Origin of the sequence: Halocatena halophila, from assembly GCA_027563145.1 — an archaeon.
GTDB classification, from domain to species: Archaea; Halobacteriota; Halobacteria; order Halobacteriales; family Haloarculaceae; genus Halocatena; species Halocatena halophila.
This window is the reverse complement of the sequence record CP071306.1, coordinates 2,230,440-2,254,212: the sequence shown is the minus strand read 5'-3', so window position 1 is coordinate 2,254,212 and position 23,773 is coordinate 2,230,440. Positions and strand designations below refer to the sequence as shown.

The following is a 23,773-nucleotide window of genomic DNA, read 5'->3' as shown; positions in this document are numbered from 1 at the left end:
CGTCCCTGAATAATTGTTGTTTTTATTTTATTTGAGTAGTTGACTCAGCATCCAGTATTCAATTTGTTGAAATAACTACTATTCTGAGTAAGGAGTCAAATTGAGAGATATTGGAGATAGAGCCAATCTATCGGCGATTTAGTAATACTGTGGCAGCCAATGGATATTTATATAACAGAAGCCATTCATTAAATAATATACCAGAGTAATACCTCACAACAAAAAGGATTTTTACGATATCGCAACTCCGTATCGATGGGTGAAACCGTAGTATCGATGTCTCACACAGAACACACGACAGATAACACGCGGCGGACGTTCTTGCAGTTGCTTGCAGGAACCGGCGTGGCAACGGCGGGAATTGGTTCGCTGAGTAGCACCGCAGACGCAGCATCGACGGATTCGAAGACGATGGACAAACCAGGACTCACTGCAGACGGACTCGTACCGGCGAACAAATTCCTCACGATGACGTTCGATAAACTCGCGCCAAAGGAGGTCGAATCACTCGACGTGCTGGTCGATGGGAAGCCGACATCAACGGTGCAGATGTACGCCACAGAAAACGACGCCACGACCGCCGTGGTCAGTGTCTTTGATCTGTTGACGAACCACGATCTCAAAAACGGCCAGTCGCTACCGGTCGTGGCAGAAGGAACGACGAGCGACGGCGACTCCTTTACGGCCGAGACGCTCACAAATGTCGTTGATCCAACGGGCGCACTCAGTGACTCCTCCTCGGGATCGGTCGTTACCGACACCACCGCAGAGGTTACTGAGACGGTCGATTCGACCGGTGTCCTTTCTTCACCAACGGCCAAGGCCTACCAGAAACAGTCGTACTGAGTGGTGCAACTGAACGTCAAAAACACGTTCTCTTTCTCAAAAAAATGACCACACGACCGTCGGAGTCGTGCGTGTAGATTACTTGCCTTTGCCGTCGTTGCTGTTCAGACTCGGACGAACGTGTTCTGCGCCTTTTCCACGGTTGTGGAGCCCACGCCCGCGCTTACCAGCGCTGGTGGCTCCGTTGTACGCGCGTCCTTTCTGCGTGGCGTCACAGATCCAGCTGAGATCATCGTCCGACTGAATTGCGCCGTGTTCCGGATCGACGAGAATGACCTCGAACCATTTCTGCGAGCCGTCTTCGCCAACCCAGTAGGAGTTGAGCGTCCGGAGGTTCTGATACTTGCGCTGTGAGCGCTCTTCGGCAATCCGCTGGAGATTCTTGCGCCGCGTGATGCGGTTGACACCCTGGCGCTTCGACCGACGACCGGCCGTGAATCGCTGTTTTCGCGCACCACCTTTGCGGACGCTCACGCGAGCGACGATGATACCCTGTTTTGCTTTATAGCCGAGCGATCGTGCCTTATCGAGCCGGGTCGGTCGATCGATCCGTTCGATCGCTCCCTGATCGCGCCACTCTTGCTGGCGCTGCCACTGCAGTTCTGCGAGCTTTCCTTCCTTTGGCGTTTTCCACGCCTCACGGATGTGTGAATAGAAGCTTCGTGCCATTTCGATCACCGACGGGCGTTGTATGGTTCAACCGGCAAGCGGTCACATCCCGACCTGTTACAACAGGTGCCCACTGGTGCCCGTCATAGCCAGCGAGATATCGTTTGTTCGGACGGTTCGTACTTAGCGGCTTCGAAGCTATCTGTCGATGAGTAATAAATCTTACAAAAATCTATTTGAGAGAACACTTTAATCGGCGGACGATCAACACTGTCTCAATGAGTCGCGCGGACATTCAGGTGAGCGACGACTGTGTGGCCCCCGCCGAGGCGTTTTCGATCGTCGGCAATGAGACTCGGCTGTCGATCCTTGAGGCCCTCTTCGAACACAGCGAGCGTCCGGTTCGGTTCTCCGAGCTCAGAAAGACGGTCGGGTTGCGCGATAGTGCACAGTTCAACTACCATCTCGATAAACTGACGCCACAGTTTGTTGTTCGAACCGACGCCGGGTACGACCTCCGAACTGCCGGCGAACGGGTGGTTCAGGCGGTACTCTCGGGGTCATTCAACGAACACCCGTACGTCGAGCCGTTCGCGCTCTCGGATCCGTGCACGAACTGTGGAACCCCGCTTTCGGTGCGCTACGAAGACGAGCAGCTAGCAATCGACTGCGAGGACTGTGGTCGAGGCCACGGGACGTACACGTTTCCACCGGGGGGATTAACTGACCGGAGTCGATCGGAACTGCTCAGGGCGTTCGATCAGCGCGTTCGTCACCGTCACTGTCTGGCAGCCGATGGCGTCTGTCCGGTTTGTAGCGGGCGAATGGAGACGACGATTGTTCCCGAGGGTGATTGTTGTCTTGGCGTCGGTCTGCGCGCCGAACACAGCTGTGCCAACTGCAATCACGAGCTGTGTTCCGCGATTGGGCTCCGACTGCTTGATCAGTCCGATGTCGTGTCGTTCTACGCCGATCATGGAATCGACTGTTCGTCGACGCCGTACTGGCGGTTCGACTGGTGTGTCTCTGATGATTGTACGACGGTGCTGCAGACCGATCCCTGGCGGATCGAAGTCGCGCTTTCGGCGGATGAGCAGACCTTACTCGTCGAGCTCGACGGATCACTGGCGGTTCAACACACAGAGCGCATCGACTCAGCGAAACGGTGACGGGTCCGTTATTTCGAACCTGACGCCGCCAGTTTCTGACTCGGTGACCGTTATCTCCCAGCCGTGAGCATCAACGATCGTCTTGACGATGACGAGCCCCAGTCCGGTGCCATCGGCTGTCGTGGTGAATCCACGATCAAAAACGCGATCGCGTTCGTCAGGTGGAATGCCAGGACCGTCATCGGCGACGTAGAATCCACCACCCGAGAGAGACCCGACAGTGACAGTTACCGTTGGTCCAGCGTGTTCGATCGCATTCCGAAAGAGGTTCTCAAGGAGCTCTTGCAGGCGCTGTTGGTCGGCATCGATCGATCCGAGTGGCGGATCAATGTTGAGCGATGCACGTTTGCTCTCGACCATCTCCCAGGCCCCAGTGACGACTCGCTTTACCGATGTTGGCGTGGGAGTGTCCACGATGCGGCCCTGCCGGGCAAGCGTCAGCACGTTTTGAATGAGTGACTCCATCCGGTCAAGTGCATCCTCGATGTCGTCGATATGGGCCGAGTCGTACGTTTCGTTGAGGATGCTGAGCTTTCCCATCGCGATGCCGAGTGGCTGTCGAAGGTCGTGTGAGACGACGCTGGCGAACTCCTCTAGCTGCTGGTTCTGTCGTTCGAGTTCGTCCTGACGGCGTTTCTGTTCGGTCACGTCGCTGTAGATCGCATAGCCACGTTTCGGCGTGGCAGTAGAGACGATTTGTGCGGTCGAGAGCCGGAAGATGCGCGGGCCGTCTTTGGCCATTCTGGTCACTTCGACTTCGATCTGGTTGCCGGCATCGACGTGTTCGTTTAAGATTTGGGCGTTATCCGCGCTGTCTGGCAGGATGGCATCGTCAAGCGACTCGCCCTCGATTTCTGCCTGTGAGTAGCCAAACACGGCTTCAAACGACGGATTGACCGCAATGACATGGGGTTTTCCATCGCGCATCTCATACTGAACCGCGGGATCAGTGATGTTCTCAAAGAGCGCAGCAAACTGATCGCGTTCGGCACGCCGAGCGGCTTCGAGGGCCTGCTGCTTCGAAATGTCGCGAACGACACCCACAGTTCCACTGAACTCACCGTTGTGGGTGAGAATGGTGATGTTTGCCTCACAGGGGACTGTCTCGCCGTCTGCAGTCCGCAGTGCAATTTCGTAGGTCTTGTTCGATTGGGTCTGGCCCTCGGTGTTGAGGAGCTCTCTGATGTGAGTTTCGCCCTTTTCGACCGCCTGCTCGTCAAGCAGTTTCGAGACGTGCGAGCCAATAATTTCACCACGATCGTAGCCGGTGAGACCCAGTCCGCGATCGTTGACGAACGTGAATTTACCATCAGAGTCCAGCGCGTACACGATGTCACCCGCCGTGTTGACGATCGATCGGTAGCGCTTCAGCTCTTTTTCACGACGCTTTCGTGGGGTCACATCGGAGAGCAATCCGAGCAGTTGCGGACTGCCGCGTGCGTCGATCCGGTCGCTCCTGAGTTCGACCTGGAGTATCGTTCCATCCTCGCGGACGCCACGAAACGTGTGGAGACTCTCTTCGGCGAGATTCCACTCCCGGCGCTGGAGATACTCCACGAGATGTGGTTTGTCCGGCTCATACACCAGATCAGTCACCGATAGCTCCTCAAGAAACGTCGTCCGATCGTATCCAAACAGCTCTGCCACGTGATCGTTAACGTATTCGAACCCGAGATTCTGAATCAACACCGTCCCAACCAGATTCGACTCCGCGAGTCGACGGAGGTCGATTGCGTCCATCGGCGAAAGAGACGACCCATTCGATCCACCGACCCGACCGGGATGGTCCACTGATCGCGATGTGGCAGTCACCTCTCGCACACTGTCTGCCAACGCCTCATAACACGAGTCATCGTTCGTCTGCACGACACAGTCTGCCACATTCGCAGAAAGCGCACGCCGCAGAAGTGTCGTAGACTCAGACTTGGGGAAAACGATCGCAGGAATGGCTCTACAGCCAGGTTGTGAGCGAAGCTCTTCGATCAGCTCGATCGCATCGTGAGACTCCGAATCATGTGCACAAACCAGACAGTCAACCGGCCCCGTCGTCACTGCCCGGGGTGATGTTGCTGCCTGTGCAGCTATTTCGTCGTCAGCCCCCTCAAGTCGACGACCGATCGACTCAGCACCCGAAGGAGTGGAGTCATAGACCAGAACTCGTATCGGCGAACCCATAGATATTCAGACGTACTGGGCACTGGGGACGTGTGCAGACGACGGTGCTAGACTCTGCCGGCCTGGAAACGAACGAGTCACACGACAGTTCGGTTCCAATCCAGCACTAAAATCAGTTACGGCCCACACCCGATATTATAAATTATGCGAAATGTTTCCAGCTGGAGTAACGATCCGTTTACTTGCATGGTCCCTGGTAGCGACGGTCATATTCCCATCCCGATCATGTTCACCCCGAACCCATCATATTTTTTACGTAGTTGGTCGTGTAAATGCGACCGTAGACAGGCCGGTTCGGAATACGTAGGGTGCTGGCGCGCGCTGTTCTACCATGAGCACCATCGACGAGAAACGCGTGTTCAGCGATTCTATGGGAACCACCACGGTGTTCGTGGCTTCGGAGGTCGGAATTGTCCGCGTCGAATGTTCTGGTGGGATGGTTGGAGAGTTCGGACTGCTCGATCGGACCACTGCGACGGCAATCGACGGGGACGGATCGGTAGTCATAGCCACAACAGCGGATGATCTCCTCCAACTTGACGACGGGAAATTCGAGCCGACCGGATTCGGTCCGGCAACGGCACTTACGCTCGACGATGGAATCGTTGGCGCTCGTACGGATCGGATTGCACGATACACGGATGGCAGCTGGCAAACGTGCTATCAGTCGGAATCACCTCCCTGGGAGTCGATCACGGCGGTCGGTGGAACACTCGTTGGGACGCCCTCCGGCGTATTTCGCCTCGGAAATGGCGAGCCAACGCCGGTCGGACTTGACGATGTCCGGGGGATCTCCGTCGATAACTCGGTGCTGTGTGGGACAGGCGTGGGACTGTATCGGCTCGAAAACGGCTGGAATCGACTGTTCGATGGGACCGTGGTAGATATTGCCCGAGCTGAAGCGCTAACCGTTGCTATTTCCAACGATCGTCTCTACACGCATTCAGACGGGTCTCAGTGGGTCGAACAGCAGCTGCCGGTCGACGAACCGCTGGCAGGCGTCGCAATAGGTGACCGGATCTACGTCGTGACCATCGATGGAACGATTTGTATCGAAGACGGCGATGGGTGGCGAACGCGCTCGATCGGCGTGCCAGCTGTCGCCGGACTGGCCGTTCGCTGAACGGAAACCGGTTTATCCACCGATCTGTACTCCACGGACATGATCATACCCGCTTCGACGGCCCAGTCTGTCGCTACCAGGCTGGCACACCATCTGAACGAGGAGCTCGCTGTGCCCGAGATCACCAGATTCGCTGACGGCGAATTCAAACTCCAATTGCCGTCAACTGACGACCGCGCCGTGATCGTCTGCTCTACGACGACCGCGGACGCACACATCGAGCTGCTCCAGCTCCAGGAGGTGGCCTCACGCGAGGCAGACGAAGTGCTCACCATCCTCCCATATATGGGATATGCCCGACAGGATCGCGCCTTTCGCGACGGCGAGCCAGTGACTGCACGAGCGGTAGCCCAGGCAATCTCAACGACGACCGATCGCGTCTTCACGGTCAGTCCGCACGAGCCAGCCATCACCGAGCTGTTCGACGTGCCGTGTGCAATCGTCGATGGGGCACCACGTCTCGCCGAGGGGCTCCCGGAAGGGCTCACGGACCCGCTCTTTCTCGCACCAGACGAGGGGGCAACGGAACTCGCGGGCGCGGTCCGAGACGCGTACGGATCCGGCGAGACCGATTATTTCGAAAAGCACAGGGACAGAAAAACCGGTACTGTCAGCATCGAACCACACGACACCGATGTGGCTGACCGCGACGTGATCCTCACCGACGATATCATAGCGACCGGCTCAACGATGGCAACAGCAATCGAACAGCTCAATGGCCAGGCAGCACGGTCGATTTACGCCGGCTGTATTCATCCAGTGCTCGCCGATAGCGCTCAGGCAACACTCGGTGGTGCAGGCGTTACCAAACTGTTCGGCACCGATACAATCGAGCGGTCTGTCAGTACTGTCAGCGTCGCTCCTGCCATTGCAACCGAACTCAGGTAAAAAAAGGACAAACCAGAGGAACGGTCACACCACAGCGGTGCCCTAACACTCCGGACAGGTACACCCATCGTGGTATGATCCACCATGGGATGAACAACTCGTCTGGGGTCTCTGAATCGGCTTACCACATGCATCACAAGTTTTTGGCATGCAATTTTATAGAATATGGGGTGTAATTTAATACTTTCTCAAACTGTTGATACATAGTTCAGAAAAATTGGAAAATAATATGAGCTCAGAGAATGCGTTTACCGAACGCGCTGGCAACGAGTTCCACGGCGAGTTCGGCGGTCGTATTGTGCGTATCGAGAATGGGATTCACTTCGACGAGTTCGAACGATCTGATCGATGCAGCATCGATCGATTCCATCGCGGCGTGTGCCTCTCTGTAAGTGACACCGCCACGGACGGGCGTACCGACACCTGGTGCTTCGTCAGGATCGAGCCAGTCGAGATCGAGGCTGATGTGAACACCATCCGGTCCAGTTGCAATCTCAAGGGCTTCCTGAGTGACAGCACTCGCACCCCGTTCGTCGATGTCGCTCATGGTAAACACGGTGATTGGACTGTCCTGGAGCGCCGCACGTTCCTGTTCGTCGAGATTTCTGACACCAACGATCACAATTCGTTCGGGATCGATCGCTGCCTGTGTCCAGTCGGTGGATTCGAACCAGCCATGCCCACACAGTCCGGCGAGTGGCATGCCATGAACGTTGCCGCTTGGAGAGGTTTCGGGGGTGTTGAAATCGCCGTGTGCGTCGAACCAGACGACGCCAATATCGCCGTCGCGAGCGCTACCGCGGACGGATCCGATGGCGATCGAGTGATCGCCACCGAGAACCAGCGGCGTCGCCCCGTCTTCGATCGATGAGGCCACCGTGAATGTGAGCTCTTCACAGACGTCCTCGACCTCGGCGATGTATTTCGCCGTTATCGAGCCGGTTTCGTCGGTCTCGTGGGACCCTTCTGCGGGGTTGGCGACGGTCAGATCACCGATATCCTCGTGGTGGTAGCCCAGTTCCATCAGTTCGTCTGCGAGACCGGCGTAGCGAATCGCCGACGGACCCATATCGACACCCCGTCTGTCAGCCCCCAGATCCATCGGGACGCCGATGGTTCGAATCGAATCTGGCATTACTCATGGTAACCGTTACAATAATATAGGGATCTCGATCCAGCCGGCTGATACGGAAAAACTGTCCGCGGGGTGTGGAAATCGGTCGATTCGGAGCAATCAGTCATTCGACCAGGCTGATGAGGCGAAAGCGCATCTGGAATGAATATGCGAGAAAGCGGGCCGGTTTTTCGGACGGCTACGCAGAACGCAGGGCGAGCGAGCTCTTCCACCGCGAGACTTATCAAAGGCGGTATCAAATAGTTTGGCATGTCGTCAATCGAGCTTACGACCAGTCAAAAAGACATCCTTCGGGAGCTGATTAACCTGTATGGACAATCGGAGCGAGCGATCAAAGGCGAGGATATCGCGGAGGGGGTCAACCGGAATCCGGGGACGATTCGCAACCAGATGCAGTCGCTGAAGGCGCTACAGCTCGTTGAGGGGGTACCCGGTCCAAAAGGTGGATACAAGCCGACTGCGAACGCGTACGAAGCGCTCGGAGTACAGAATCTCGACGAACCGGCAAACGTCCCGCTCGCGCACAACGGCGAGGATATCGACGACGCAAACGTCCAGGAGATCGACCTGACGAGCGTTCACCACCCAGATCTCTGTCGGGCGGAGATTCGCCTCCACGGATCGATCAATCGTTTTCACGAGGGTGATGCCGTCTCGATCGGTCCAACGCCACGTTCCGGGCTGCTCATCGAAGGCACGATCGACGGGAAAGACGAAACTGATAACGTTCTGATCGTCTCCACCACGAGCATGGAGGCACCTGTCGGCGATCCGAGCCACTGAGGCGGCCCCCCAGCTCCTGCTCGCAATAGCGACAGCTCTCTTTCTCTGCTGGCTCAGTTAGCACTTTCCACGATCGAACTCTCAACATGCGTTTCAAAGGCTTTGTATCTCCGGGAACCGGACAAAGGTATATGACGGAGAACGTCGTCGTCCTTGGTTCGGGGTATGCCGGTGCCGGTGCGATCAAAAGTTTAGAAGCGGAGGTTGGAAATCGGGCAACCATCACGTGGATTTCGGACGTTGACCACCATCTAGTGTTGCACGAGGCACACCGGTGCATTCGCGATCCGTCGATTCAGCAGAAGGTTCGCATTCCAATCGAGGAGATCAAGGGCCCACAGACCGAATTTATCCAGGCTGAAGTGACGGGTCTCGATCTCGACGACCGCACGGTCGAGCTGGCGGACCACGACGACGTGGCGTACGATTACTGTGTCGTTGGAATCGGATCGAGTACTGCCTTTTTCGGCATTGACGGGCTTGAGCGGTACTCACACACGCTCAAGAGCCTCCGCGATGCGCTCGATATTCACGATGACATCAAACGTGCCTCGAAAGACGCCTCCAGAACGGATCCTGCCCAGGTTGTCGTTGGCGGTGCAGGACTGTCGGGAATCCAGAGCGCGGGTGAGATTGCCGTCTTCCGTGATCAGTATCGTGCGCCGATCGACATCCATCTCGTCGAAGGGCTCGACAGCGTGTTCCCACCGGGCGACCCCGAAGTGCAAGGGAAGCTCACGAAGCTGTTGAACGAGAAGAACATCGAGATCCACACCGGCGAGTTCATCACCGAGGTCGACGGAGAGACCGTCTACATCGGCGACGAAAAAGAGCTCGAATACGACGTCCTGTTGTGGACCGGCGGCATCACCGGTCGGGAGATGGCAGCGTCAGTTGATCTCGACCAGGACGAACGCAGCCATCGGTTCCAGGCAGAATCCACGTTCGAAACGAGCGATGACCGCGTGTTCGCCATCGGAGATTCCGCTCTCATTGAGCAGCCCTCCGGCGACGGTGCACCGCCGACTGCGCAAGCTGCCTGGCAGGCCGCCGAAGTTGTCGGTGAGAACATCAGTCGGTCGATCGATGGACGGCCACTGCGCAGCTGGACGTACGACGACAAAGGAACGGCCATCTCCGTCGGCGAGTCCGCTGTCGCCAGTAACGTCGTCGGCGTTCCGTTCGACACCTTCGGTGGATACGGTGCCAAGGCGCTCAAAAAGGGAATTGCCGCCAAATGGATCAATCAGATCACCGATTACAAGCGGGCACTCAAAGCCTGGCCCGACATGTGAGATCGACAGCCGTGACCGTCTGATCGGCTCATTTTTTACTCTGCTGGCTGGCACGGTGGAGTATGGATCAATCGTGGCACGAGGATGAATCGTTCTGGGAGACCGTTGCGCCGTTCGTGTTCTCTCCAGGCCATCTCGAGTCCGCATCGGAGCAGGTGGAGACGTTCTTGGAGCTGCTCGAGCCATCTCCAGGGGCACACGTCTGTGATCTCCCGTGGGGCGTGGGGAGACACGCCGTCGAGCTCGCAGATCGGGGTTATCAGGTGACCGGCGTCGATCTGACCGAACAGTATCTCGAACGAGCGAGAGCACGCGCCACCGAACGGGCGTTGCTGAGCGGTGTACGTTTCTCAAGGGAGATATGCGACAGTTCGTCCGCCCGGAGACGTTCGATTGCCTGCTCAATCTGTACACCTCATTTGGCTATTTCGAATCGCGGGCAGACGACGAACGGACCGCACAGAACTGGTACGACTCGCTCGTTCCTGGCGGTACGTTGCTGATGAGTCTGGCGAGCAAAGAGACGATCAGTGCGGATTTCGAACCGCGTGGCTGGAGCACGGTCGATGATACGTATTTTCTTGAAGAGCGAACGATCAAAGACAACTTCTCCTGGATCGAGAACAGCTGGACGGTGATCGATGACGGCACGGTTGCGGAGTATTCGGTTTCACACCGGCTCTATTCGGCCTACGAGCTCACGCAGCTGCTCGAACGCGTTGGCTTCGATTCGATATCCGTGTTTGGCTCGCTCACGGGCGATCCCTTCGATCACACGGCAGATCGCCTGGTCGTTCGTGCCAAGAAATAGCTACTTGATCGTGAGCCCGGCGTGCCAACGCTCTGCGTCGGCATCGGCAACTGCCTGATCCATTGCGGCGAGAATCTCGACCGCACGATTTGCGACGCGCACCGCTCGGCGCTGGCCAGTCACCTCAAACTCGTTGCCTGCCCGGTCGGCGTACACCGTACAGACCGCCCCTGCCCGCAGTCCGAACAGCGATGAGAGCGTACACAGGACGCTGGCTTCCATTTCGAAGTTGCGAACGCCCGCGTTTTTCAGCGCCTCGAACCGATCGATTCCCGCGGCGGACTGATAGCCCCCAAAGCCCGGGCGACCTTGCCCGGCGTAGAAGCTATCAGTGCTGGCAGTGATCCCAACGTGGTACGGAATGTTGAGTTCTTCTGCGGCGGTGACGAGCGCCGTGACGACGCGTTCGTCGGCGACGGCCGGATACGACTCGCGGACGTACTCGTCGCTCGTTCCTTCGACGCGCACCGCACCGCGCGTGATGACGACATCCCCCAGCTCAAGTTCGGGGTCGATCGCGCCACAGGAGCCCACACGGATGAACGTCGTTGCACCAACCGCTGCGAGCTCTTCGACGGCAATCGCCGCCGATGGACTCCCGATGCCAGTTGAGGTGACCGAGATCGGCGTTCCGTTCGTTTCCCCCGTTTCGGTGTGATACTCCCGGTGAGATGCGACCTCGGTGGCGTGGTCCCACTGGTCGGTGATTTTCGCGACCCGCTCGGTGTCGCCGGGCAACAGAACGGTTTCGGCCACGTCGCCCGGAGCGACAGCAAGGTGATACTGTCGGTCGTCGGCTCCCTCCATACCAGCTGTTCACGCCCCATCGCCCTCAATCCTCGTTCTCGGTTGCCCCACGGAGCGTCGATTCTGAAATCGCGGCCGGTAACAGCTCACCGAGCGTGTACCGATCGACGGTCGAATCTCCATCGCAGTGGATCTCGAATGATTCTGAACAGAACTCGGCCAGCGTCTGTCGGCACATCCCACACGGCGTCACGCCGTCGCGAGCGGCCGAGCTGACCGCGAGTCGCTCGAACGATCGATGACCGGCCGCGATGGCCGTTCCGATGGCGACTTCCTCTGCGTGGAGCGTGTTCGAGTAGTTCGCCGTTTCGACGTTGCAGCCGGTGAACACGGTTCCATCGGCCGTTTCAATCGCTGCACCGACGGCGTACGTCGAATACGGTGTGTAGGCGTTTTCGAGCGCCGTGCGAGCCTGCGCAATCAGTGAATCGCTCATACCGAACGGACGGCCGGAGCGACAAAATGGTTACTCGTCGCCGGATTCGTAATGTTCGCCCGCAGCTGCAGGCGTTCGGGTGTGGCCAACCGCGGCGAGCACGACAATCACCGTGATGTAGGGCACCGTCTGCACGAGCGAGGCGGGAAGAACACCCGTCTGGAGCTGGATCTGCAGCGTCTGCAAGCCAGCAAACAGCGTTGTCGAGAGAAACGCCCCGATTGGATTGTAGTTGCCGAGCAGATAGGCCACCACGGCAATGAACCCGCGACCGCCGATCATGGTCTCTCCGCTGCCGGTGAACTGCCCGATCGAAAGCGCATAGCCAGCGCCGCCAATGCCGGCGAGCACTCCCGAGAGAATGACGCTCACATACCGGACGCGGGTGACATCGATGCCGGCGGTGTCGAGCGCCTGTGGATTCTCGCCACTGGCGTTCACCCACCGACCGAACGCCGTGTGATTCAGCACGTACCAGCAGCCGATTACCGCAACGTACAACAGATACACCGGCGGTGTGACATCGAACAGCGCGCCAATGACGGGGAGCGAGGCCAGCCCTGGAATGGCAATCGCCTGGAAGCTCCCCGTCTGTGGCGTATTGACGCTTCCATACAGCACCGTCGAGAGAAACGGCCCGAGACCGAGCGCCACCAGCCAGATCGCCAGCCCGGCGATCACCTGATCCGCCTGGAACTCAATGCAGACGACCGCGAACAGCACGGCAAACAGCGTGCTCGCGAGGACGCCAGCCAGAAAGCCAGCCCAGACCGAGCCGGTCAAAATGACGCCAGCGATCGAGGCGAACGCGGCGATGATCAGGTGGCCTTCCAGACCAATGTTGATCACACCGCTTTTCTCAGCGAAGATCCCCCCGAGCGCGGCAAACGCAATCGGCACCGAAAGCCGCAGCGTCGCCCCAAGGAATCGTTTTGAGATCACATCACCGAGCGTTAGCCCGGTCGTCTCGAACAACACGCCCAGTGCGAGCAGCAGGGCACTCACGAGCGCCAGTTCGAGCCAGCGGCGTTTGAGACGCTGAGCTATCTCAGCCATCGATCTCACCTCCGTCGTCCTCGAAAAAGCGACGGCCAAACTGGCGGAAAAACTCTGGCATCGCCACGAACAGGACGATCAGCCCGCGCAGAACGTCCACCAGCTGTGGCGGCACATTCGTCGTGGTATCGATAACGATCGAGCCGCTCTGGATGATGCCAAACAGCGGCGCGGCTAGCAACACGCCGAGCGGGTTCGAACCAGCCAGAATCGCGACGGTGATCCCATCAAAGCCGTACGACGGAACGCCCGTCTGGAAATCACCGACAATCATCATCACGTAGATCGCCCCGCCGAGCCCACCGAGTGCGCCCGACAAGACGAGACTACCGACGATCGTTCGATCGGTTTTGACGCCGGCGTATCGAGCGGCGGCGGCCTGTAGCCCGCTGGTGCGCAGCTCGTAACCAAGGGTCGTGTGATTCAACAAATAATAACAGGCGAGTGCTGTGCAGACGGCCACGGCAAGTGCGACCAGCGAAAAGCCGGTGCGAGCGTCGAACAGCACCGACGGGATGGATGCCGCCGCCGGGATCGGTTCGGTCTGTGCAATCTGGCTGTCAGCACGCTGGAGCGGCCCGGAGACGAGAAAGAGCGCCACCTTCGCAGCGACGAAGTTGAGCATGATCGTGGTAATCACTTCGTTGGCGTCGGCGTACGCCTTCAACGCACCAGGGATTGCTCCGTAGAGCCCGCCGGCTATTGCACCGGCGAGCAGTCCTGCAGGGATCAACAACAGCGATCCGGCGATTCCCGAGGGGGCAACTGGACCGAGGGCGGTCAACGACACCGCACTCGTTATCGCACCAACGACGAGCTGGCCCTGTGTTCCGATGTTGAATACGTCCGCACGGAACGCAACGGCCACCGAGAGTCCGGTGAAGATGAGAACAGCCGTCTCACGGAGTGTCACCGCCATCTCTGAGTTGAACGGACTCCAGCCCGCACGGAACGGCGGCGCAAACTCACCAGCGAACGGCCGGAACAGCGGGTTCATTGGATCACCGAGCGCCCCAAAAAACAGGCGATCGAACACGGTGATCGGATCATAACAAAAGCCAACGCCCAGATAGGTTGCCGCGGCCGTCGGACAGGTTGTCAACCGACCGGAGACGAGAATGAGCACACCCCCAACCAGTATCGAGAGCAACAGCGCCGCGAGACTGATCACCACCCGCTCGAACGTCGACGCGTAGACGATCCGTTGGAGCAGTGCACGCCAGCGTGAATCTGTCACTACTGCTCACCCCCCGTTGGATGCTCGCCGGCCATCAACAGCCCGAGTTCCTCTTCGGTGACCGCGTCGGGATCGACCGTATCGACGAACATGCCGTCGTGCATCACGGCCATTCGATCAGAGAGCCCCCGAACCTCGTCGAGTTTCGAAGAGACGAGCACCACGGCGACGCCGGCCTCACGGAGTGCGAGCAGCTGCTCGTGAATGAACTCCGTCGAGCCGATATCGACGCCACGGGTTGGATGTGTCGCAATGAGCAGCGTTGGATCACGAGCGAGCTCACGACCAACGATGAACTTCTGCTGGTTCCCACCGGAAAGCGATTCTGCGCTGGCCGACGGATTCGGTGGGCGAACGTCGTACTCCTCGATGATCGATGACGCGTGTTCCTTACACGCAGCCCAGTCAATGCGACCGGCATTCGCAAACGAACTGGTGCGCTGATTGCCGAGCAGGCCGTTTTCGACCAGATCGAACGGCATGACCAGCCCCTGTGCGTGGCGGTCTTCAGGAACGTATGCGATTCCGCGCTCGATTCGTTCACGACGGCTGGCGTGCGTAATGACCTCGCCATCGAAGACGATCGACCCCGACGCCGGTGTCGAGAGCCCAGTGAGCAGCTCGATCAGTTCGCGCTGGCCGTTGCCGTCCACGCCCGCAATTCCGAAGATCTCGCCCGCGTGGGCTGAAAACGAAACGTCCGACACCGCCGGTACACCGCGCTGACTGGGCGTTGAAACGTTTTTAACCGTTAACAGCGTCGAACCAGTCTCGACCGGTGGACGCTCGATCTCCAGCAACACCTCGCGGCCAACCATCATCTCTGCGAGCGCCTCGCGAGAGGTGTCGTCTGCTGCGATCGAGCCGATTGTCTGGCCGTCACGAAGGACAGTAATATCGTCCGCCGCAGCCATCGCTTCACCGAGTTTGTGTGTGATAAAAATGATCGTCTTGCCCTGATCGGTGAGGTGGTCAAAAATTGACAGCAATTCCTCGACTTCCTGTGGCGTCAACACGGCAGTTGGCTCGTCGAGAATCAACACATCTGCGCCCCGGTACAGCGCTTTTAAGATTTCTGTCCGCTGCTGGACGCCAACGCTGAGCGTTTCGACCGGGGCAGTGGGATCAACGTCGAGTCCGTACTGCTCTGAGAGGGCCGCCACCTCGCGAACGGCGGCGTCGGCATCGACTGCCAGCCCACCCCACTTTCGGGGTTCGGCACCGAGCGTGACGTTCTCGGCGACTGTCATCGGCTCAACCAGCATGAAATGCTGATGGATCATTCCGATGCCAGCATCGATGGCCGCGCGTGGAGATTCGAACGACCGTTCGTCGCCATCAACGACGATCCGGCCGTCGGTCGGTTCGTACAATCCGTACAGGATGTTCATCAACGTCGTCTTTCCAGCGCCGTTCTCGCCGAGCAGGGCGTGGACCGTCCCCTGCTCGACCGTCAGATCGACATCGTCGTTCGCGAGAACGCCTGGAAACCGCTTTGTGATCCCATCCAGCTGGACGGCTGTCGTCATCTGCCTCCGCTCAGTGAGAGGTGGCGAGTCGAATGCCGAGACATTGATACAATCTTAGACGTTCGATGGGTCGGTCGGGACGGAGATGTCGCCCGCCGTGAGCTTCGATTTCGTCGATTCGAGCTCGGATTTAAACGAATCAGGGATCTCCGAGCCGAGCGTGTCGCCGTACACCGTTTCGAGGCCGTCCTTTTCCAGTCCGAGCGTGGTTGCAGAGCCGCCCTCGAATTCGTCGTTGACGACGTTCGAAATGCCATCGTACACGGCAATGTCAACGTGTTTGACCATGCTCGCGAGGATGTAATCTGCGTATTTCGGAGCCGTTTTGGACTGGTCTTTGTCAACACCGAGGGCGAATCGTCCGGCCTCCTTTGCGGCCTTGAACACGCCGGTTCCGGTGTTCCCAGCCGCGTGATAGACCACGTCTGCCCCAGAATTGTACTGCGAGAGCGCCGCCTCTTTGCCCTTCGCGATGTCGTTGAACGACCCGGCGTACTTGCTTGAGACGGTGATCGACGAATCAACATGTTTTACTCCGGCGCGGTAGCCAGCTTCGAACTTCTCGATGAGCGGGATTTTACTGCCGCCCACAAACCCGACCTTCTTCTGATCCGTGGATTCAGCATTGGCGGTCGAAAGCCCCTTCGTCGTCACCAGACCGGCGAGATAGCCAACCTGGAACGATCCCTGTTCCTCACGGAACTGGTAGCTTTCGACGTTATCTGCATCGACCTTGGTATCCACGACCATAAACTTCTGGTCGGGATATTCAGGGGCAACTTCCGCCAGGGCGTCGTGTTGCAACGAGCCGATACAGCTGATCAGATCCCAGTCACCCTGCTGTGCGTACTGGCTTTGGTGCTGTTTGAACTCCGAGGTCCGCCCCGGCTGTGAGTGCTCGCTGTTGATATCGAACTCCCCTTCGGCCTGTTCGAGACCGGTCTGGGCCTGGTCGTTGAACGAGCCATCACCCAGTCCCCCCGTGGCGTACACCATCGCCACGGACGTCCCACTCCCATTGGTCGTGGTTGTCGTGCTACCGCTCTCGGTTGGGCCACCCGTACAGCCGGCGAGTCCTGCGATTGTGGACAGGCCGACGGCACGCAAGAAAGTGCGTCTCTCCATGATCGTATGAATTGTTCAGAGATTTATAACGATAAAAACGTCGTTTCCCTCTGTAGCCGGTTATACGTCAACGTTTTCCACGGTTTCGGTAACCACGTCTCGAACAGTCCCAATAAGATCGTCCACCGTTGGACTTTCTGCGTACACGCGGACGTATGGTTCGGTGCCGCTGGGACGGACCAGCGTCCAACTGTCGTCCGGGAGTGAGACACGGACGCCGTAGTCGGTCGAAATTGTGGCCGACGGGAACGCTGCGGGAATTTTCGTCTCGAGTCTGTTCATAACGGGCACTTTCAGCTCATCCGGACAATCAACGTTCACCTTCCGATACGGTCGTTCGGTAATGGGCTCGCGAACCCCGTTGAGACCGTCGCTCTCGCTTGCGATCAGGGCGGTTAGCACAGCTGCACTGACGACGCCGTCGATCCACGGGCCGAACGCGGGATGGACGTGTTTCCACGGTTCGCCCGCGAATGCCACCGTTTCGCCGGCATTTCTGCGTCGTTCGATGCCGTCGTGGAGATAACCAAGCCGGGTTCGTTCCGTTCGACCACCGGCTATCCTAACGCGTTCGTCGATCCGGTCGGAGGCATTGGGCGTCGTCAGCACGACGGGCTCGTCGGCGTCGCTCCGTCGAACGTAGTGCTCTGCAAGCACCGCAAGAATTGTGTCCTCGTGGACGATTTCGCCCTCGCTGTCGATGACGACAATCCGATCGGCATCGCCGTCGTGGCCAATTCCAATCACTGGGCCCTCGGTCGATGCAACCATTGCTCGACAGTCAGACAACGTCACCGGCGTTGGCTTGCTCGGTCGGCCGGGGAAATGTCCATCGACATTTCCGTTGAGCGTGATCACGTGCGCACCGAGCGATCGAAGCACCTGCGGTGTCGCCAGTGCTGCCATCCCGTTCGCACAGTCGACGACCACCGTCAGCGCCGAGAGTTCACCGGGCGTTGCGATCGAGGTGGCGTAGTCAACGACAGCCGCTCGGTAGGTATCGAGCGGGCTGATTCGTTCGACCGATCCGAACCGATCCCAGGTAGTTGGCTCGTGTGTACTCGCCAGTCGATCCTCAATCGTCGCCTCCAGATCGCTGTCATACTCTTCACCATCAATAAATAATTTCAAACCATTATCAGATGGTGGGTTGTGGCTCGCTGTGAGCATGATTCCGTACCGGCCCTCCGAAGCCTTCGCAAGCGCCGGGGTGGGGAGCATGCCTGCACGGAGTGCGCGCGCTCCTGCACTGGTGACGCCGGCCGCGACGGCCGCCGCCAGTGATTGTCCGGTGACCCGGCCATCCCGGCCGATCACCACCGTCTCTGCATCGACGCCCACGGCGTGACCGACCGACAGCGCAAGCGACGGCGTCACCTGGTCACGCACGTCTCCGCGGATTCCCGCGGTCCCAAATACGTCCATACGTCAGCTACCGAGCGGTCGATATTTACCTCTTTCAACTACGAGGCATACGTTGTGAGAACGGTTCACGTCGCCCATCAGTCGCCACTCCGTGACGGACGATTTGGGCCTACAGCTCGACGCCGCTCGGGATCAGACTGTGCTGGCGCAACAGATCCCCGTCCACATTGTAGACCAAGAACAGATCACGGTCCACACTGAGTATATCTTCATCGTTGATAGTTAGCGTGAACTGGTACAGTCCATCGCCTTTCTGCGTGTCCGATTCGCGCGCCGCCCCAACGAGCGAAGCAATTTTCTCGGCGCTGCAGTTGCATTCCAGTATGAAATCACCGGTGACCCTATCGGTGACCGCGAGCACTCCCGATGTGTCGTCCGTCATCGCCTCATCGTGAATTCGATACGACATGTCGAGCCGGTCTGGATCGTCGATATCGAACACTGCTGTTCCGTCGTCGTCACTCCCCACAAGCGACGACACCGGACCGTCGAACGTGACGCGAATGACGGGTGTAGTGGTGGATTCGGCGGTGACATCGAGAGCGAAATAATCTCGCATCATCCGTATAGATCTATGCGATCAAATACCATGAACGTAACGGCTATGTAATATCTTATATATTTAGTGTTGAAAAATATAAGAAGTGTGCCTGAACCCGGCGTGAGATCTCGTTGATTTTTATAAGTCGGGGTTGATACGATAACTGCTACTACACAGTAGGTCGAAGATCGGTCACTCGGGAACGACGTCAACAGTCGAGACACGGTCGTCGCCGTCAGTTTTCATCACACGGACGCCCATGGTGTTGCGTCCCTGGACGGACACCTCGTTTGCGTGCGTTCTGACGATCTGGCCGTCGCCGCTCATCAAGACGATATCGTCCCCTTCGCTGACGGCTTCTAGGGCGACGACTCCACCGTTTCGTTCGGTAGTTTTGATGTCAACGAGCCCTTTTCCGTACCGTGACTGTGGGCTGTAGGCCTCAAGCGGGGTTCGCTTGCCGTAGCCGTGTTCGGTAACTGTCAACAGGGTGTTGTCGTCATCGACGACGGAGACGAGTCCGGCCACACGATCGTCATCCGTGAGCTTGATCCCGTTGACACCGCGTGCGGAGCGGCCCATCGGACGGACTTCGTCCTCGCTGAATCTGATCGAACACCCGCCTTCGGTGCCGATCAGTACATCACCACTCCCATCCGTAACGGTCACATCGACGAGTTCGTCGCCCTCTTCTAGCGACACCGCACGGATGCCTGTCGAGAGGATGTTGTTGAAATCGTCGGTCGGCGTGCGCTTGATGTAGCCCTGTTTTGTCACCATCGTGAGCCACTGATCGCCGTTGAACGCATCGGTGTTGACGATTGCGGTCACGTCTTCGTCGCTCGCGAGATTGAGAACGTTGACTGCCGATTTCCCGCGTGCGGTCCGTCCCATCTTCGGAAGGTCGTACGTCTTGAGCTGATAGACCTGCCCGTGGTTGGTGAAACAGAGCAGATAATCGTGGGTGCTGGCGTGGAACACCGTACTCACCCGATCACCGTCTTTTAGCTTCGTTCCGATGATTCCTTTGCCACCCCGGTGTTGAGCGTCGAACGTTGACAGGGACATCCGCTTTACGTAGTTCGATTCGGTGAGCACTACGATTGATTCCTCTTCTGGGATGAGGTCTTCGTGAGTAACGGTGCCGACATCCTCGACGATCGAGGTTCGTCTGTCGTCGTCGTAGTTTGCTTTGATCTCGCAGAGTTCGTCTTTGATGACTCCGAGCAGTTCGCTCTCGTCGGTGAGAATTGTCTCCAGGCGCTCGATCTCCACGGTGAGATCGTCGTACTCGTCTTCGATCGCCTCGGTTTCGAGCGAAGTGAGACTCCCCAACTGCATGCGGACGATGTGGTCTGCCTGTCGCTCGGTGAAATCGAACGCCGATTTGAGACCGGTTTTCGCCGCAGAGCGATCCTCGGCGTTGCGAACGATCTCGACGACTTCGTCGGTGTTTTCGAGTGCCAGCAGCCGGCCTTCGAGCACATGGGCCCGCTCTGAGGCCTCATCAAGTTCGTGCTGTGAGCGACGCCGAACCACGTCGCGTCGGTGGTCAAGAAACGACTTCAGTAGCTGCTTCAGATCAAGAATTCGGGGCTGGCCGTCCACAAGCGCCAGCATGATGATCGAAAACGTCCGTTCGAGGTGGTGTTTCACCAGCTGATTTTTCACCACGTCCGGGTTCGCACCGCGTTTGAGCTCAATCACCACGCGGACTCCATCACGGTCGGACTCATCGCGAATGTCACGGATGCCCTCGATCGTCCCATCGTTCACGTCATCAGCGATGCGTTTGATCCGGCGGGCTTTATTCTCCTGATAGGGCAGTTCGGTGACGATGATCTTGCCCTCGGATTCTTCGATTTCGATCTCAGCCCGAACGCGGACTTTCCCACGACCGGTGGTGTAGGCGTCGTAAATCCCAGAGCGTCCAACGATGTTCGCTCCGGTGGGGAAATCTGGGCCTTGAACGTCTTCCATCAGATCGCTGACCGTACAGTCGGGCGTTTCGATCAGCCGAATCAATCCATCGACCACCTCGCCAAGATTGTGTGGCGGGATGTTCGTGCTCATGCCGACCGCAATGCCTGAGGAGCCGTTCAACAGCAGATTTGGTAGCTTTGTCGGCAAGACGAGCGGCTCGGTGAGTCGGTCGTCGTAGTTGGCCTGAAAATCAACCGTTTCCTTATCGATGTCGGCAAGCATCTCCTCACCAACCGGGCTCATCCGCGCCTCAGTGTATCGCATTGCTGCCGGTGGATCGCCATCGACCGAGCCGAAGTTCCCCTGTCCATCGACGAGGGGATAGCGCAGCGAAAATTCCTGTGCCATCCGCGCGAGCGCGTCGTAGATCGAGCTGTCGCCGTGGGGATGATATTTCCCCATCGTGTCGCCAACGATATTCGAACACTTTCGATGGCCAGCGTTCGACGTAATGTTGGCTTCGCCCATCGAATAGAGTATCCGTTTTTGAACGGGTTTCAGCCCGTCTCGCACGTCCGGGAGCGCACGACCAGCGATGACGCTCATCGCGTAGTCGATGTAGCTCTGTTCCATCTCGTCTTCGATGCGTACCGTTCGCAACTGATCAGTCGTCTCCGGAATGTCAGAACTCATCGATTATCGCACCTCGGCTGTGGCTGTTCGTCCGTGCGGTGCTGTCGTTCTGCTGGTGTGTCGTCAAAATCCATGCTAACTACTCAGATATCGACCCAATCGGCCTCAGTGGAGTGTTCTTTGATGAACTGCTTTCGGGGCTCAACCGCCTCACCCATTAATACAGAAAACATCCGATCGGCCGCGGCACCGTCCTCAACGGTGATCTGTTTCAAGATACGGTTGTCGGGATTCATCGTCGTCTCCCAGAGCTGTTCTGGGTTCATCTCGCCGAGGCCTTTGAACCGCTGTACCTGATCTGGACTGCCGTTTGCGATCTCTTCGACGATCCGTTCGCGATCGGCCTCGGTCATCGCGTCGTAGGTGGTTCCATTGTCTCGAATCCGATAGAGAGGGGGTTGTGCAGCATATACGTGGCCGTCCTCGATCAGCTCGGGCATATGTCGATAGAGGAACGTGAGATACAACGTTCGAATGTGGGCCCCATCAACGTCGGCATCGGACATGATGATGATCTTATCGTAGCGCAGATCGGCGAGGTCGAACTCCTCACCGATTCCAGTCCCGATCGCCGTGATGAGACTCCGAATCTTCTCGTTTTCGAGCACGCGGTCCAGACGCCGTTTTTCGGCGTTGAGAATCTTCCCAAACAGCGGCAAAATCGCCTGAAACTCGGGATTGCGCGCCTGCTTTGCGCTGCCACCCGCAGAGTCACCCTCCACGACAAACAGCTCTGCTCGATCCGTGTCTTTCGTCTGACAATCCGCGAGCTTGCCTGGAAGTGACGTGCTCGCAAGCGCGCTCTTTCGTCGCGTCAGCTCCTCTGCTTTTTTTGCAGCGATTCGTGCTTTTGCCGCCTCGACTGCCTTTGAGACGATCGCCGCTGCGGTGTCGGGGTGTTCTTCGAGATACGTGCCGAACTGTTCGTGCACCGCGCTCTCGACGATTCCCCGAACCTCGCTGTTGCCGAGTTTGGTTTTGGTCTGGCCCTCAAACTGCGGATCGGGGTGTTTCACCGAGATCACCGCTGTGAGTCCCTCCCGAATGTCATCTCCCTTCAGATTGCCCTCGATATCGTCGGTAAAACCCTCTTTGTTGGCGTAGTCGTTGATCAGCCGCGTGAGCGCCGTCTTGAAACCCGTGAGATGTGTGCCGCCATCTCGAGTGTGAATGTTGTTCGCAAACGCGTGGATCGATCCCTGCACGCCGTCTGTCGCCTGCATCGCCACTTCGAGTTGAATCTCCTGCGATTCAGTGTCGAAGTAGATCACATCGTCGTGGAGCACGGTCCGGGTTTCGTTCAGATATTCGACGAACTCCCGAATGCCGCCCTCATACTCGAAGGTGGACTGCTCACCGCCAGGAATCGATCGAATGGCGATCTCCACGCCTGAATTCAAAAATGCAAGCTCGCGGAGTCGGTTTTCGAGCGTGGTAAACGAAAATTCGACCGTCTCGAAGATGGTGTCATCCGGCCAAAAGCGGATCTCCGTCCCGGTTTCTTCATCAGGACGAAGATCGCGCACGCGAGTGAACGCGTCGCGAACCGGCTCACCGTGGTCAAACCGGTGGGTGTAGACCCCACCATCGTATTTGACTTCGACGGTCAGTTTCGCAGATAGCGCGTTGACGACACTGACGCCGACGCCGTGGAGTCCCCCGGACACCTGATAGGATTTGCTGTCGAACTTTCCGCCGGCGTGCAACACTGTCATGATCACCTCCAGCGCAGGGCGACCATATTCGGGGTGTTCATCCACTGGAATCCCCCGTCCATCGTCGGCGACGGTGACGGAGTTGTCGTCGTGGATCGTGACCTCGATCTGGTCACAGTGGCCCGCCAACGCCTCGTCGATCGAGTTATCGACCACCTCGTTCACCAGATGATGTAACCCACGCGCGTCGGTCGAGCCGATGTACATCGCAGGCCGTTTTCGAACGGCTTCAAGCCCCTCGAGAACCTGGATATCGCCGGCCCCGTATTCAGAGTTCTTCGACATAAACTACTTGCTACAGTTAACAGCGTTTTCCCTATAAACCCCTCGCACGCGCGCGAAGACTCCCAAGTAAATTTCATAACCGGACCGAACACTGGATTCTTCGTTCGAACCACGGTACAGTATTCACTTTCACTCCGGTGTCGCGGCTGTTTTAACCCCGGGTGCAG

General features: G+C 58.0%; 20 protein-coding genes and 1 pseudogene. 8 read left to right on the top strand and 13 right to left on the bottom strand.

What is annotated here, in order from left to right; all coding sequences use genetic code 11:
- Positions 1-276: 276 nt before the first annotated feature.
- On the top strand, positions 277-846 hold the full coding sequence (locus tag JXQ78_RS12005; RefSeq protein ID WP_330631004.1) for a twin-arginine translocation signal domain-containing protein: 570 nt from the start codon (positions 277-279) through the stop codon (positions 844-846).
- A gap of 78 nt (positions 847-924) precedes the next feature.
- Here JXQ78_RS12005 and JXQ78_RS12000 read toward each other — a convergent pair whose 3' ends face one another.
- Positions 925-1,515, bottom strand: coding sequence for a 50S ribosomal protein L15e (locus JXQ78_RS12000; protein ID WP_330631003.1), 591 nt, complete (start codon positions 1,513-1,515; stop codon positions 925-927).
- 218 nt (positions 1,516-1,733) lie between these two features.
- Here JXQ78_RS12000 and JXQ78_RS11995 point away from each other — a divergent pair, with 218 nt between their 5' ends.
- Complete coding sequence (locus JXQ78_RS11995; protein ID WP_330631002.1) at positions 1,734-2,624, top strand: winged helix-turn-helix domain-containing protein; 891 nt, start codon at positions 1,734-1,736, stop codon at positions 2,622-2,624.
- Here JXQ78_RS11995 and JXQ78_RS11990 read toward each other — a convergent pair.
- Positions 2,610-4,799, bottom strand: a complete 2,190-nt coding sequence (locus JXQ78_RS11990; protein ID WP_330631001.1) for a PAS domain S-box protein — start codon at positions 4,797-4,799, stop codon at positions 2,610-2,612. The two genes, JXQ78_RS11995 and JXQ78_RS11990, sit on opposite strands and share 15 nt — an antisense overlap.
- A 331-nt stretch (positions 4,800-5,130) precedes the next feature.
- Here JXQ78_RS11990 and JXQ78_RS11985 point away from each other — a divergent pair, with 331 nt between their 5' ends.
- Together JXQ78_RS11985 and prs are read left to right on the top strand one after the other, a co-directional pair.
- Positions 5,131-5,922, top strand: coding sequence for an HVO_0234 family beta-propeller protein (locus JXQ78_RS11985; RefSeq protein ID WP_330631000.1), 792 nt, complete (start codon positions 5,131-5,133; stop codon positions 5,920-5,922).
- Positions 5,923-5,961: 39 nt separating this feature from the next.
- Positions 5,962-6,810: a ribose-phosphate diphosphokinase gene (gene prs, locus JXQ78_RS11980; protein ID WP_330630999.1), complete on the top strand. Its 849-nt coding sequence runs from the start codon at positions 5,962-5,964 to the stop codon at positions 6,808-6,810.
- Positions 6,811-7,045: 235 nt separating this feature from the next.
- Here the strand turns inward: prs and rocF are convergent, their stop codons facing one another.
- A complete protein-coding gene (gene rocF, locus JXQ78_RS11975; RefSeq protein ID WP_330630998.1) occupies positions 7,046-7,945 on the bottom strand; it encodes an arginase in 900 nt (299 codons plus the stop codon).
- A gap of 249 nt (positions 7,946-8,194) precedes the next feature.
- Between rocF and JXQ78_RS11970 the strand changes: the two genes are divergently transcribed.
- From JXQ78_RS11970 to JXQ78_RS11960, 4 genes and pseudogenes are all read left to right on the top strand, one after another.
- Positions 8,195-8,728 carry an HTH domain-containing protein gene (locus JXQ78_RS11970; RefSeq protein WP_330630997.1) on the top strand — a complete coding sequence of 178 codons (534 nt, stop codon included), beginning with the start codon at positions 8,195-8,197 and terminating at the stop codon, positions 8,726-8,728.
- A 131-nt stretch (positions 8,729-8,859) separates the two neighbouring features.
- Positions 8,860-10,023 carry an NAD(P)/FAD-dependent oxidoreductase gene (locus JXQ78_RS11965; RefSeq protein WP_330630996.1) on the top strand — a complete coding sequence of 388 codons (1,164 nt, stop codon included), beginning with the start codon at positions 8,860-8,862 and terminating at the stop codon, positions 10,021-10,023.
- A 62-nt stretch (positions 10,024-10,085) separates the two neighbouring features.
- Positions 10,086-10,376: pseudogene (locus tag JXQ78_RS19055) on the top strand (class I SAM-dependent methyltransferase); the annotation flags it as partial.
- 8 nt (positions 10,377-10,384) lie between these two features.
- Positions 10,385-10,834, top strand: a complete 450-nt coding sequence (locus JXQ78_RS11960; RefSeq protein ID WP_330630995.1) for a hypothetical protein — start codon at positions 10,385-10,387, stop codon at positions 10,832-10,834.
- Here JXQ78_RS11960 and JXQ78_RS11955 read toward each other — a convergent pair whose 3' ends face one another.
- The 10 genes from JXQ78_RS11955 to gyrB all read right to left on the bottom strand — a co-directional run bounded on the left by JXQ78_RS11955 (position 10,835) and on the right by gyrB (position 23,606).
- On the bottom strand, positions 10,835-11,641 hold the full coding sequence (locus JXQ78_RS11955; protein ID WP_330630994.1) for a nucleoside phosphorylase: 807 nt from the start codon (positions 11,639-11,641) through the stop codon (positions 10,835-10,837).
- 25 nt (positions 11,642-11,666) lie between these two features.
- Positions 11,667-12,077, bottom strand: a complete 411-nt coding sequence (gene cdd / locus JXQ78_RS11950; protein WP_330630993.1) for a cytidine deaminase — start codon at positions 12,075-12,077, stop codon at positions 11,667-11,669.
- 30 nt (positions 12,078-12,107) lie between these two features.
- Positions 12,108-13,133, bottom strand: coding sequence for an ABC transporter permease (locus JXQ78_RS11945; RefSeq protein WP_330630992.1), 1,026 nt, complete (start codon positions 13,131-13,133; stop codon positions 12,108-12,110).
- Positions 13,126-14,370, bottom strand: a complete 1,245-nt coding sequence (locus JXQ78_RS11940; RefSeq protein ID WP_330630991.1) for an ABC transporter permease — start codon at positions 14,368-14,370, stop codon at positions 13,126-13,128. The genes JXQ78_RS11945 and JXQ78_RS11940 overlap by 8 nt, the downstream gene beginning before the upstream one ends.
- Complete coding sequence (locus tag JXQ78_RS11935; protein WP_330630990.1) at positions 14,370-15,899, bottom strand: ABC transporter ATP-binding protein; 1,530 nt, start codon at positions 15,897-15,899, stop codon at positions 14,370-14,372. Before JXQ78_RS11935 ends, JXQ78_RS11940 begins: the two co-directional genes overlap by 1 nt.
- 54 nt (positions 15,900-15,953) lie before the next feature.
- A complete protein-coding gene (locus JXQ78_RS11930; RefSeq protein ID WP_330630989.1) occupies positions 15,954-17,024 on the bottom strand; it encodes a BMP family lipoprotein in 1,071 nt (356 codons plus the stop codon).
- A 60-nt stretch (positions 17,025-17,084) separates the two neighbouring features.
- Positions 17,085-18,449, bottom strand: a complete 1,365-nt coding sequence (locus tag JXQ78_RS11925) for a phosphohexomutase domain-containing protein (protein WP_330630988.1) — start codon at positions 18,447-18,449, stop codon at positions 17,085-17,087.
- A gap of 109 nt (positions 18,450-18,558) precedes the next feature.
- Positions 18,559-19,008, bottom strand: coding sequence for a DUF5793 family protein (locus JXQ78_RS11920; RefSeq protein ID WP_330630987.1), 450 nt, complete (start codon positions 19,006-19,008; stop codon positions 18,559-18,561).
- A 174-nt stretch (positions 19,009-19,182) separates the two neighbouring features.
- A complete protein-coding gene (gene gyrA, locus JXQ78_RS11915; RefSeq protein WP_330630986.1) occupies positions 19,183-21,606 on the bottom strand; it encodes a DNA gyrase subunit A in 2,424 nt (807 codons plus the stop codon).
- Between the two features lie 83 nt (positions 21,607-21,689).
- Positions 21,690-23,606, bottom strand: a complete 1,917-nt coding sequence (gene gyrB / locus JXQ78_RS11910; protein WP_330630985.1) for a DNA topoisomerase (ATP-hydrolyzing) subunit B — start codon at positions 23,604-23,606, stop codon at positions 21,690-21,692.
- Positions 23,607-23,773 lie beyond the last annotated feature (167 nt).